This is a genomic window from Pelomonas aquatica, assembly GCF_026712205.1.
GTDB lineage: Bacteria > Pseudomonadota > Gammaproteobacteria > Burkholderiales > Burkholderiaceae_C > Pelomonas > Pelomonas aquatica.
Window position 1 is genome coordinate 137,138 of record NZ_JAPPUW010000011.1, and the last position, 12,628, is coordinate 149,765.

At 71.6% G+C, this 12,628-nt stretch carries 7 protein-coding genes; 2 read left to right on the top strand and 5 right to left on the bottom strand.

All coding sequences use genetic code 11. The annotated features are described in order from the left end of the window. Positions 1-51 precede the first annotated feature (51 nt). Positions 52-1,302: a glutamate-5-semialdehyde dehydrogenase gene (locus NYP07_RS13660; protein ID WP_268151338.1), complete on the bottom strand. Its 1,251-nt coding sequence runs from the start codon at positions 1,300-1,302 to the stop codon at positions 52-54. 98 nt (positions 1,303-1,400) lie between these two features. Here NYP07_RS13660 and NYP07_RS13665 point away from each other — a divergent pair, with 98 nt between their 5' ends. Beyond that, positions 1,401-2,411 carry a tripartite tricarboxylate transporter substrate binding protein gene (locus NYP07_RS13665; RefSeq protein WP_268151340.1) on the top strand — a complete coding sequence of 337 codons (1,011 nt, stop codon included), beginning with the start codon at positions 1,401-1,403 and terminating at the stop codon, positions 2,409-2,411. Here the strand turns inward: NYP07_RS13665 and NYP07_RS13670 are convergent. The 4 genes from NYP07_RS13670 to NYP07_RS13685 all read right to left on the bottom strand — a co-directional run bounded on the left by NYP07_RS13670 (position 2,408) and on the right by NYP07_RS13685 (position 11,969). Continuing rightward, complete coding sequence (locus tag NYP07_RS13670; protein ID WP_268151342.1) at positions 2,408-4,210, bottom strand: hypothetical protein; 1,803 nt, start codon at positions 4,208-4,210, stop codon at positions 2,408-2,410. The two genes, NYP07_RS13665 and NYP07_RS13670, sit on opposite strands and share 4 nt — an antisense overlap. Positions 4,211-4,284: 74 nt before the next feature. Beyond that, positions 4,285-7,125: a M16 family metallopeptidase gene (locus tag NYP07_RS13675; RefSeq protein ID WP_268151344.1), complete on the bottom strand. Its 2,841-nt coding sequence runs from the start codon at positions 7,123-7,125 to the stop codon at positions 4,285-4,287. Positions 7,126-7,201: 76 nt separating this feature from the next. Next, positions 7,202-9,049 (bottom strand): ATP-binding protein, encoded by a 1,848-nt coding sequence (locus tag NYP07_RS13680; RefSeq protein ID WP_268151346.1) that lies wholly within the window; start codon positions 9,047-9,049, stop codon positions 7,202-7,204. A 235-nt stretch (positions 9,050-9,284) separates the two neighbouring features. Beyond that, on the bottom strand, positions 9,285-11,969 hold the full coding sequence (locus tag NYP07_RS13685) for a DNA topoisomerase III (protein ID WP_268151348.1): 2,685 nt from the start codon (positions 11,967-11,969) through the stop codon (positions 9,285-9,287). A gap of 192 nt (positions 11,970-12,161) precedes the next feature. On the opposite strand from NYP07_RS13685, the gene NYP07_RS13690 reads away from it, so the two are divergent. After that, positions 12,162-12,626, top strand: coding sequence for an SET domain-containing protein (locus NYP07_RS13690; protein ID WP_268151350.1), 465 nt, complete (start codon positions 12,162-12,164; stop codon positions 12,624-12,626). Positions 12,627-12,628: the final 2 nt, after the last annotated feature.

Consider the following 12,628-nt stretch of genomic DNA (forward strand, 5'->3'; position numbering starts at 1 on the left):
ACTACCGCGGGATTCCGCCCCGCCAACGCCAAAGGCCTCCCGCTGGCCCTCTCACCTCCTCACCTCACCCTGCCCCAACACCACCCACTTCATCGACGTCAGCCCCTCCAGCCCCACCGGGCCGCGGGCGTGGAACTTGTCGGTGGAGATGCCGATCTCGGCGCCCAGGCCGTATTCGAAGCCGTCGGCGAAGCGCGTGCTGGCGTTGACCATCACGCTGGCCGAATCGACCTCGCGCAGGAAGCGCATCGCGTTCGGGTGGTTGGCGGTCAGGATGGCGTCGGTGTGATGCGAGCCGTAGCGGTTGATGTGGGCGATGGCCTCGTCCAGCGAGTCGACGACCTTGATGCTGATGATGGGCGCGAGGTATTCGGTGGACCAGTCTTCCTCCGTCGCCGGCACGGCGCCCGGCACCAGCGCCAGCGTGCGCAGGCAGCCGCGCATCTCGACGCCCTTGGCCTTGAACACCGCCGCGATGCGCGGCAGGAAGGCAGGCGCCTGCGCCGCATGCACGAGCAGCGATTCGGTCGCGTTGCAGGGGCTGTACTTCTGCGTCTTCGCGTTGTCGGTGACCTTGACGGCCAGGTCCAGGTCGACGACCTCGTCGACATAGCTGTGGCAGTTGCCGTCCAGGTGCTTGATGACGGGCACCTTGGCTTCCGCCGAGATGCGCTCGATCAGGCCCTTGCCGCCGCGCGGGATGATGACGTCCACCCATTGCGGCCGGCTGATCAGCAGGCCGACGGCGGCGCGGTCGGTCGTGTTGACGAGCTGCACGGCGGTGCGCGGCAGGCCGGCTTCCTGCAGCGACGCGGCCACCAGCTCGGCCAGCGCCAGGTTGGAGTGGATGGCTTCGGAGCCGCCGCGCAGGATGCAGGCATTGCCACTCTTGATGGCCAGCGACGCGGCCTCGATGGTCACATTGGGGCGGCTCTCGTAGATCATGCCGAACACGCCCAGCGGCACGCGCATCTGGCCCACGCTGATGCCGCTCGGACGGCGCTTCACGCCGGTGATCTCGCCGATGGGGTCGGGCATGGCAGCGATCTGCTCGCAGCCTTCGGCCACGGTGGCCAGCGTCTTCGCGTCGAGCTTGAGGCGGTCGCGCAGCGGGCCGCTCAGTTCGGCGGCGCCGGCGAGGTCGCGCGCATTGGCATCGGCCAGCGCCGGGCCGGCTTCGCGCAGGCGGCGGGCCAGGGCCAGCAGCGCGGCGTTCTTGGCGGCCGTGGAGGCGGCGGCCATCTGCGTGGCGGCGGCGCGGGCGGCGCGGCCGAGGTCGTCCATGTAGGCGGTCAGTGACATGGCAGGGATTTTCACCGAGGCCATCACGGCCGGCCCGCGCACGGCCATCGCCCACAATGCGGCGCACGGGCCCGCTCCCCAGGGCCGGGAGCCTCGAGATGGCGCCGTCTTCGCATCACGCACAAGCCCGCTTCACCGGACTCGAATCCCCCGGCCGCCGCCGGCTGCTGGGTGCGGGCTTGGCGGCCCTCGCGCCCTGGCCGACGCTCGCGCAGGACGCCTGGCCCAGCAAGCCGCTGCACTTCGTCGTGCCCTTCGGCCCCGGCGGCGCCAACGACATCGTCGCCCGCGCGGTGGCCGAGGCCACGGCCCGCCAGCTGGGCCAGCCCATCGTCATCGAGAACCGGCCGGGCGCCGGCTCCATCGTCGGCGCGGCCTATGTCGCCAAGGCCGCGCCGGACGGCTACACCTTCCTCGCGCCTGCGGCCGGCGTCATCACCAACGCGATGATCCGGGCGCGCATGCCCTACGAGGAAGGCGACCTGGTTCCCGTGGCCATGATGGCGGTCAGCCCCTCGGTCGTCGTCGTGCACCCGGACTCGCCGATCAAGGACCTGAAGGGCCTGATCGCGGCCTCGCACCAGGGCCCGGGCCTGAACTTCGCGACCGCCGGCACTGGCAGCACGCCACATTTCGTCGCCGAGATGTTGAAGCTGCGCGCGGGCGCCAGGCTGCAGGTGGTGCCGTTCAAGAGCGGCTCCGAAGGCATGACGGCCGTGCTCGCCAGGCAGGTGGACGCCACCTCCGAGGCCAGCCCCGTCGTGCTGTCCATGGTCAAGGCCGGGCGGCTGCGCGCCATCGCGTCCACCTGGAGCCGGCGCATCGCCGCGCTGCCCGATGTGGTGACGGCCCAGGAGCAGGGCTTCGCCGATGTCGTCATCGGCCACTGGTCGGGCGTGTTCGCGCCCAAGGGCACGCCCGAGGCCGTGCTGGACAGGCTCAATGCCGCCGTGAACGCGGCGCTGAAGTCCAGCGAGCTGCGCGCCCGGCTGATCCCGCTGGCCATCGACCCGATGCCCGGCAGCCGCGCCGAGTTCCGCGCCTTCCTGGCCGCCGAGAAGGCGCGGCTGGGGGCGATCGCCAAGGCCGCGCAGATGAAGGAAGACTAGACCCTGGCCAGATCGGGGCCGGCCTCGCCGCCAAACCAGGCCCTCTTCAACGCGTCGCGGGCGGCCTGCTCGGCCGCGGCGTCGCCCTTGCGCTTGTAGACCTCGGCCAGCGCGGCCAGCGCCCAGCCGTTGTTGCGCACGCGCGCGAGCGAGTCGCGCAGTGCCTTCTCGGCCTCGTCCAGCCGGCCCTGGCGCAGGCGCACGGCGCCGAGGGACTGGCGCACCGGGTAGTACCAGTAGGCCGGCTCGGTGTAGGCCAGGCCTTCCTCGATGGCCACGGCCTGTTCCAGCGCCGCGGCGGCGCCGGCCAGGTCGCCCTGGGCATCGGCCACGCGGGCCGTGGCGACGAGGCGGGCCGTCTGCGCGATGGCCTTGGCCGGCACGCCCCAGGGGTCGAAGGGCTTGAAGTCGGCACCGGCCTCCAGTGCGGCGATGGCCGCGATCTCCTGCTGGGCCGCGGCCGCGTCGTGGCGCGCGGCCTGGGCCAGCGCGCGGGCGTAGTGGTACATCACGCGCACCAGCACGAAGTCGGCGCCGGGCGCGGGCAGCTTCAGGATGTCCTCGGGCGCGCTGAACTGCGCATGCGTCGTGTAGGGCGCGGCCTTCACGGGCTGCAGCACGGCAAAGGCCTTGACGACCTCGTCGGGCAGGGCGGCGTCGAGCTTGGCGGCGGCCTCGATGGCCGTCTTCGCGGCGCCGCCCATCTGCGCCGACACCATCAGGAAGTGGATGTTGTGCGGGTAGTAGGCCGAGCGGTAGAGCGGGTCGGACGGCGAGTTCCTGAAATAGGCCTCGTCGGCCGCGATGGCGTCGACATTGGCCTGCAGCGACTCGCGGTACAGGCCCACGCGGTAGTAGATGTGGGCCGGCATGTGCACGATGTGGCCGGCGCCGGGCATCTGCGCGGCCAGGCGGCGCGCGGGCGCGAGCGCGCGGTCGGGCGAGGTCGAGGCCTCGACCGCGTGGATGTAGAGGTGGATGGCGCCGGCATGGTTGGGGTTGCGCTTGATGACGGCCTCGAGCAGCGCCAGGATGTCGGCCGTGCGGCCCTTGGGACGGGCGCCGGCGGCCTCCCAGTAGTCCCAGGGCTGGGTGTCCATCGCGGCCTCGGCGGCCAGCACCTGCATCAGGTCCTCGGCGCGGTACTGGGCGGCCACGCGCTTCATCGCGTCGGCATAGGCCGCGTCCAGCGGCGCGCGGTCGGCCGGCGGCTCGGCCCGGTAGCGCGCCTGCAGGGCCTCGACGAGCACGCGTTCGCGCGGCGGCAGCGTGCCCTTCAGCGCGACGGCGCGCCGCAGCGCGGCCCAGGCCGGCGCGACGGCCTCGGGCTGCATCGGCACGTTGATGTTGGGTCCCAGCACCAGGGCCTCGCCCCAGAAGCACAGGCCGCAGCCGGGGTCGAGCTTCTGCGCGGCCTGGAAGGCGCGCTGCGCCTCGGCATGGTTGAAGGCGAACGACAGCCGCAGGCCCTGGTCGAAATAGGCCTGCACCTTGGGGCTGGCGCGGCCGAGCTTGAAGCTCATGCGGCCGAGGTCCTTGTAGACCGGCACCTGGCCCGGCGCGGCCTGCATCGTCGCGGGCTGGAAGGGCGCGGTCTCGGACTTGGCGCGCGCGCTGGCCGCCGCCAGCAGCGCCTGCAGCAGCACGGGCCGGCCGCCGGCCAGCGGCTGGCAGACGCCGCCCGACTGGCTCAGCAGCGGGTCGAAGGCGGTGGCGGTTTCAGCGCCGCCGGCGAGGGCGGCCAGGCCGAGGGCGGCGAGCGTCCGCAGCAGGCGGGCGGGGCGAGGGCCTGATGGCATGCGACCTCCGGGCCCGGCAGGGGCCAGGCGCGCATGCTCGCACCGGCCGGGCCGGTGCGCAATCCGCGCCCCGATCAGGGCTGGGGCTTGCCGTCGGCGTCCAGCACCTCGGCCTTGCGGCCGATGGCCTCCAGCTGCGGCAGCAGCTTGGCCTTGTCGCCCACGGCGACGACGATGAGCCGGGCCGGGTCGAGATGCCGCCGGGCCGCCTTCAGCGCCGTGGCCGCCGTGACGGCGCCGTATTTGGCGGGCAGCGCCGCGATGGCGCCCAGCGGCTGGCCCGCGGACCAGTTGCCCGCATAGCCGCCGACGACGGCGACATTGGTGTCGAACCGGCCCGGCAGCGACAGCAGCTGCGCATTGCGCACGCGGCCCAGCTCGGCCGCGCCCATGGGCTTGGCGCGCATGCCGTCGATCTCCTTCCACATGTCGGCGAGGGCCGCGCCGGTCACGTCGGTGCGCACGCTGCCGCGGATGCCGAACTGGCCGCGCTCGCGGCCCATCGCGTAGCCCGAGTAGATGCCGTAGGTGTAGCCCTTGACCTCGCGCAGCTGGGTGTTGATGCGCGACGTGAACAGGCCGCCCAGGGCCGCGTTCATGACCTTGATGTCGGCCGCGTCCGGCACGCCGGCGAAGGGGCCGGGCGCGACGACGGCCAGGGCCGTCTGCGGCGCGCCGGGCTTGTCGACGACGACGGTGCGCGCGGCGATGGGCCGGGCCGGCGGCAGCGGCGCCGCGGCGGGCGCGGCGCCTTCGCCCTTCCAGGCGCCGAACAGCGGCTCGACCAGCGCGCGCAGCTCGGCCTCGCCGAGATCGCCGGCGACGACGAGGGCCGCGTTCTCGGGCCGGTAGCGGGCCTGCCAGAAGCCGCGCAGCGCCGTCGCGTCGACGGCCCGGATGCTGGCCTCGCTGCCCAGCGCGTTGGCGGCCAGCGGGTGGCCCTCGCCGTAGCTCACGCGGTTGGCGACGGCGTTGGCCAGCAGCGGGGCCTGCTCGCGCGTCTGCGCCAGCGCCGCGAGGCGCTGGGCCTTCTGGCGCTCGATCTCGGGCGCGGCGAAGGCCGGGTGCAGGGCCAGGTCGGCGAGCAGGCTGAGGCCCTCGCTGGCGCTGGCCTTGAGGCCGGAGAAGTCGATGCGCGCCTCCTCGCTGCCGGCCTCTGCCGTCAGCGTCGCGCCCAGCGCCGCGGCGGCCTCGGCGATCTGCTGCGCGCTGCGCGTCGTCGTGCCCTCGGGCAGCATGGCCGCGACGAAGCCGGCCAGGCCGGGCCGGTCGGCCGGGTCGGCGCCCTGGCCCGCGCGCACGACAAGGCTGGCGCTGACCAGCGGCAGGCCGGCCTTCTGCGAGTGGATGACGGTCAGGCCGTTGGCGAGCGTGAAGCTCTGCGCGGCGGGCAGCGTCAGCGGCTTGGGCCGGGCGGCGCCGGGCGCCTTGCCGCGCCAGGCCTCCAGTGCATTCAGCGACTCGCGCTCACCCTTGGCGGCCTTCGTCGGCGCCGGCGGCGTCGCCACCTCGGGCGGCAGCACCTGCTCGCCGGGCTGGGCGAGCACGACGACGCGGCGGTCCTTCTGCAGCCAGCGCGCCACGGTGGCGCTGACGGCGGCCGGCGTCAGCTGTGCGTAGCGGGCCAGGTCCTTGCCGACGTAGCCGGGGTCGCCGGCCATCTGGTTGTAGCTGTTGACGAGGTCGGCCAGCGACGCGACCTTCTCCATGCGCTGCAGCAGCTGGGTCTGGATGGTGGCGCGGGCCTGGGCCATCTCGGCCTCGCTGGGCGGCGTGGCCGCGAGCCTGGCGAGCTCGCCGTCGACCAGTGTCTCGATCTCGTCCAGCGACGCGCCGGGGCGGGCCACGACCTCGATATTGAAGACCGAGCTCAGCGACTGCGAGCTCTGGCCGACCTCCACGCTCTGCGCGAGCTGCCTGTCGCGCACCAGCAGGCCGTAGAGCCGGCTGGCCTTGCCGCCGCCCAGCACATGGGCGGCGATGTCCAGCTCGGCGTCGCCGGCAGCGAACATGGCCGGCGTGTGCCAGGCCAGGTCGAGGCGGCTCAGCTCGATGCGGTCGGTCACGACGAGGCGGCGCTCCTTCGTGATCTCGGGCATCGCGACCTTGACCTCCGGCACCCTGGGGCCGGGCTTGAGGCTGCCGAAATACTTCTGCACCAGGGCCTTGGCCTGCCTGGGGTCGAAGTCGCCGGCCAGCACCAGCGTCGCGTTGTTGGACCGGTAGTAGGTGCGGGCGAAGGCCTTCACGTCGGCGAGCTTGATGCCCTGGATGTCGGCATGCGAGCCGATGACGGCCGCGCGATAGGGGTGGCCTTCGGGGTAGAGGGCCTGGTACATCGCCTCCTCGACGATGCCGTAGGGCCGGTTCTCGAAGCTCTGGCGGCGCTCGTTGCGCACCACGTCCTGCTGGTTGGCCAGCGCGACCGAATCGACCTCGTCGATCATCCAGCCCAGCATGTCGGCCTTCAGCCACAGGCCCAGCTCCAGCTGGTGGGACGGCAGCGTGAAGAAGTAGTTGGTGCGGTCGAAATTGGTCGAGCCATTGCTGTCGGTGCCGCCGGCGGCGTCGACGTACTGGTCGAACCTGCCGCGCGGCACATGGCGGCTGCCGGCGAACATCAGGTGCTCGAACAGATGGGCAAAGCCCGTCTGGCCGGCGGCCTCGTTGCGCGGGCCGGCATGCACCCACAGGTTGAAGGCCACCAGCGGCAGCCGGTGGTCCTCGACGAGGATGAGCTCGAAGCCATTGGCCAGCGTGAGCTTCTCGTGGCGGATGGCGAGCCGGCCGGCCGCGGTGCCGACGGCGGGCGTCGCGGCCGGCGCGGCCCGGGCGGGCAGGCCGGCGTGCAGCGCGCCGGCCAGCGCCAGCAGCGCCGTCAGGCGGGCGAGACGACGGGATGAGGAAGCATGCATTCGGTTCGGTCCTCCGGGAGCGGTGCGGGGATTGGGCGCCGCCGCGGCAGCGGCGCAGAAGTGCCGGGAGTCAGCCTCATGCAGTCGCCAGCCTCAGCTCGAAGACGAAGCTGCTGCCCTGCCCCGCCGTGCTCAGCACGAGGATCTGGCCGCCCATCAGGCGCACGAGCTGCTGGCTGATGGACAGGCCCAGGCCCGTGCCGCCGAGGTGGCGCGACGCGTCGGACACCTGCTCGAAGGCCTGGAAGAGGCGCGCCTGCTGGGCCGGCGTCATGCCGATGCCGCTGTCGGCCACCTCGAAGCGCAGCTGCACCCGGCCCGGCTCCTGCGCCAGCACGCGGGCCGACAGCAGCACGCTGCCGCTGTCGGTGAACTTGACCGCGTTGGCCAGCAGGTTGAGCAGCACCTGGCGCAGGCGCTGGCCGTCCACCATGACGAGATGCGGCAGGCCCGCGTCGACGTCCAGCCCGAAGGCCAGGTTCTTCTGCTCGGCGCGCAGGCGCACGCTGTCGCTGGCCATGTCCAACAGTGCGCGCAGGTCGACGGCGCTGGGCTTGAGGCTGACCTTGCCGGCCTCGATGCTGGCCATGTCGAGCACGTCGTTGATGAGTTCGAGCAGGTGCAGGCCCGACTCGCGCATCAGCTGCAGCTTGGCCTGCTGGCCGGCCGGCACGGCGGCGTCCATCTGCATCAGCTGCGTGAAGCCGAGGATGGCGTTCAGCGGCGTACGGAACTCGTGGCTCATCGTCGCGAGGAAGCGGCCCTTGGCCTGGTTGGCGGCCTCGGCGCGCAGCTTGGCCTCGCTGAGCTCGGCGGTGCGTTCGTTGACGAGCTCCTCGAGGTGGTCGCGGTGGCGGGTCAGCTCGGCCTCGGCCTGGCGGCGCAGCGAGATGTCGCTGACCATGCCCTCGATGCGGCGGCGGCCGCCCTCGGCCTCGACCCAGTGCGCGTTCAGCTCGACCCACAGCGGCCGGCCGCCGGGCGCCTGCAGCTGCAGCTGGGCCTGCTGGATCTTGCCCTGCTCGTTCATGATGGCGCTGACGCGCTGCATCTCCTCGCGGTCGATGCCGGTCAGCTCGCGCAGCCGCCGGCCCACCGGGCTCAGCGCCCCCAGGCCCAGCATCTGCGTGAAGGCGCGGTTCATGCTGAGCACGCGACCGTCGGCATCGGCCTGGAAGATGCCCTCGGTCGCGTTCTCGAACAGGCTGCGGTAGCGCGCCTCGCTGGCGCGCAGGCCCTCGGAGCTGAGCTGCACCTGGTCGGCCGCGCTGCGCAGCTTCAGGCTCATCGCGTTGAAGCGCATCGTCAGCTGGCCGATCTCGTCCGCACGCTCGACCTTCTCCTGTGCGCCAAGGTCGCCCTTGGCGACGCGCTGGGCCAGCGCCCCCAGCCGCGCGACCGGCCGACGCACCAGCCAGTCCACGAGCAGATAGCCGGCCACGGCCACCGCGGCGACGACGCCGGCCAGCAGCTCGAAGACGAAGACCCGCGTGCGGCGGATCTGCTCGTCGACGAGATCGCGCGTGAAGACCAGCACGGCCGCCGCGACCGCCGTGCCCGGCGCGCCCGCGGCGGGCTGGTAGGTGATGCCGAACTCGCGCCGCAGCGGCCCGCTGGCCGGATGCTCGCGCTCGCGCCTGGCCAGGCCGCCGCGCAGGCCCAGGCCCCGGATCTCGATGGCATGCACCTCGGGGTCGGCCATGACGGCGTCGAGCAGGTTCTCGAGGGCGACATGGTCCAGGTTCCAGATCGGCCCGGCGAAGCCGCGCTCGATGAGGCCGGCCATGCGCGCCTCGCGCTCGCGCAGGCCGTCCATCAGCTCGGCCTCCTCGCGCGCCGTCCAGGTCCAGCCCACCGCCAGCACGATGAGGCTCGCGACCAATGCGATGCCCGCCGCCAGCCGCGTCTGCAGCCCCATGCTCATCGGCGCCCGCGCCATCCGCCATCCCCCCGAAACCGGCCCCGTGGGCCCAGGCAGCGAGCATAGGGGCATTCGGCCCTCTGCCCCGTCGCGCCGGAGCCGGCGCGGCGGCGGCGCAGCGGTCCGCTCGTGCCGGACGGCCGGCGTGGCGAAGACCTCGGGCCTCAGTTGGCCAGGCGCGAGCCTGGCCGGCGGGGTGCGCCTCGATGGCCAGCAGCAGTGCGCGGCGCAGCGGCCATCAACCCTTGGCAGCCGCCTTCTTCGCGGCCGTCTTCCTGGCCGGCGCGGCCTTGCCCGCCGGCTTGCCGTTGCGCGGCTCGAACTCGAAGACGACCTTGCCTTCCTTCCTGTCGTAGGCCAGGAAGGCCTTGAACTTGCGCCGCGTCTTGTTGGACACGAAGTTCTCCAGCAGGTCGGTCTTGCCCTCGGCCAGCAGCTTGTGCAGCTGGGCCGGCTCGATGGGCTGGGTCAGGATGACCTTGCCGGTCTTGAAGTCGCAGGTCACATGGGCGCCGACGCCGTGCTCGCAGACGTAGTTGCTGCCGTGCTCGTAGACGTGGCCCTGGCACTTGGGGCAGGCGCCCAGGCTCTGCTGGCCGGAGAAGTCCACCGGCTCGCCGTCGTGCTCGGCCTTCTTGGCGTCCTCGCCGAAGTCGAACTCCAGCTTCCAGTTGGCGATCTCGTCGTCGTAGACCAGCGCGAGTTCCGCCGTGAAGGGCCAGCCGGCCTTGGAGCGGAAGCCTTCCAGCGGGCCGATCTTCTTGGTCGCCAGGAAGGTCTCGACCTCGGCCAGCTCGAAGCTGCGCCCGCCCGGGATCTTGCCGATGCTGAAGCCGCAGGCATCGTCGCCGCCGCCGCTCCTGCCCGTGCAGCTGAAGCGCCGGTAGTTCTCCTTCACGATGCCGCCGCATTTGGGGCAGGGCGTCTTCAGCGTCGCGTAGTCGCCGGGGATGGTGTCGCGGTCATAGCCCTTGGCCTTGGCGACCATCTTCTCGGTCATCGCCGCGATCTCGGCCATGAAGACCTCGCGCTTCAGCCGGCCCTTCTCCATCTCGGCGAGCTTGAACTCCCAGTCGCCGGTCAGCTCGGGCTTGGTCAGGTCCTCGACGTCCAGGCCGCGCAGCAGCGTCATCAGCTGGAAGGCCTTGGCCGTCGGGATCAGCTCGCGGCCCTCGCGCAGCATGTATTTCTCGGTGATCAGGCCTTCGATGGTGGCGGCGCGCGTGGCCGGCGTGCCCAGGCCCTTCTCGGCCATGGCCTCGCGCAGCTCGTCGTCGTCGATGAGCTTGCCGGCGCCTTCCATCGCACTCAGCAGCGTGGCTTCCGTGTAGCGCGCCGGCGGCTTGGTCTGCAGGGCCTTCACGTCGACGCTCTCGGTGCGCACGACCTCGCCCGGCTGCACCGGCACGAGGTTGGCGTCCTCGTCGTCCACGTCCTTGCCGTAGACGGCCAGCCAGCCCGGCTTGACCAGCACCTTGCCGTTGGTCTGGAAATGGTGCTTGTTGTCGACTTTGGAGATACGCGTCGTGACCAGGAACTCGGCCGGCGGGAAGAACACCGCCAGGAAGCGCTTGACGACCATGTCGTAGAGCTTGGCCTCGACCTCGGTCAGCGCCTTGGGCGCCTGCAGCGTCGGGATGATGGCGAAGTGGTCCGACACCTTGGCGTTGTCGAAGACCTTCTTCGTCGGCTTGATATAGCCCTCCTTCAGCGACTTGGCGGCGTGGCCGGACAACGCGGCCAGCGGGCCGGGCAGGTCCTCGGTGGCCAGCATCTTGGCCGTGTCCTTGGCCACGGCCAGGTAGTCCTCGGGCAGGAAGCGCGAGTCCGTCCGCGGGTAGGTCAGCACCTTGTGCTTCTCGTACAGCGCCTGGGCGATGGACAGCGTCGTCTTGGCCGAGAAGCCGAAGCGCGAGTTGGCCTCGCGCTGCAGCGTCGTCAGGTCGTAGAGCGCGCCGCAGCTCGTCGTGCTGGGCTTGCTTTCCTCGGTCACGGTGGCGGGCTTGCCCAGCACGGCCTTGGCGATCTCGTCGGCCTCGGCCTGCGTCCACAACCGATCCGCGCGGCGCTCGGCGTCGTCGTTCTTCTTCCAGGCCGGGTCGAACCACTTGCCCTCGTACTGGCCGGCCTGGGCGTCGACGCCGACGCCGGGCCGCCCCAAGTCGGCGACACCCCCTCGGGGGGCGGTCCGGCCATCGGCCGGGCCTGGGGGCACCAGGAACGTGGCGCGCAGCTCCCAGTAGTCGCGGGCGACGTGCTTGCGGATCTTTTCCTCGCGCTCGACGACGATGGACAGCGTCGGCGTCTGCACGCGACCCACGGTGGTCAGGAAGAAGCCGCCGTCGCGCGAGTTGAAGGCCGTCATCGCCCGCGTGCCGTTGATGCCGACCAGCCAGTCGGCCTCGGAGCGGCAGCGCGCGGCATCGGCCAGCGGCAGCATCTGCGCGTCGCTGCGCAGCTTCTCGAAGCCCTCGCGGATGGCCGCCGGCGTCATCGACTGCAGCCACAGCCGCTGGATGGGCTTGTTCAGCTTGCCCTTGGCCGGCTGTGCGTACTGCTCGATGAGGCGGAAGATCAGCTCGCCCTCGCGGCCCGCGTCGCAGGCGTTGATCAGCGCCGTCACGTCCTTGCGGCGGATCAGCTTGGAGAGCGCGTTGAGGCGGCCCTTGTTCTTGTCGATGGGGTTGAGGTCGAAGTGCGGCGGGATCACCGGCAGGTGGGCGAAGCTCCACTTGCCGCGCTTGACGTCGTACTCCTCGGGCGCCGCGATCTCCACGAGGTGGCCGACGGCGGAACTGACGACGTAGCTCTCGTTCTCGAAGTGGTCGTCGTGCTTGTCGAACTTGCCGGCCACGGGGGTCAGCGCCCGGACGATGTCCTGGGCGACGCTGGGCTTCTCGGCAATGATGAGTGTCTTGGTCATTTGCGACGGAAGAAATGCAACCACAGAGGCACGGAGACACGGAGCGAGCCCCGCTGGATTCCTCTGTGTCTCGGTGCCTCTGTGGTTGCGTTTTGCATTGAATCGGAAGGCTGAGGCAGCTGCCTACAATCCGGGCCTCGCGCGCACGCCTACGCACGCGCGCACCCATGAAATCACCGTACCACAGCGCCGATGACGCCTAAAACCCCGCGCCGCAAGATCGAAGTCCGTGATTCCGGCGTGCACGGCCGGGGCGTCTACGCGGTGGCCCCCATCGCGGCCGGCGCCAAGATCATCGAGTACACGGGCGAGCGCATCTCCTGGGCGGAGGCGGTGGACCGTCACCCCCACGACCCCAGCCAGCCCAACCACACCTTCTATTTCCACCTCGACGGCGGCCTCGTCATCGACGCGCTGTACGGCGGCAACAACGCGCGCTGGATCAACCACGCCTGCGAGCCCAACTGCGAGGCCGACGAGGTCGACGGCCGCGTCTTCATCAAGGCGCTGCGCGACCTGGAGCCCGGCGAGGAGCTGTTCTACGACTACGGCCTGGTGCTGGACGAGCGCCACACGGCCAAGGTCAAGAAGCAGTTCGCCTGCTGGTGCGGCGCCGCCACCTGCCGCGGCACCATGCTCGCTCCGAAGCGTCGCTGACG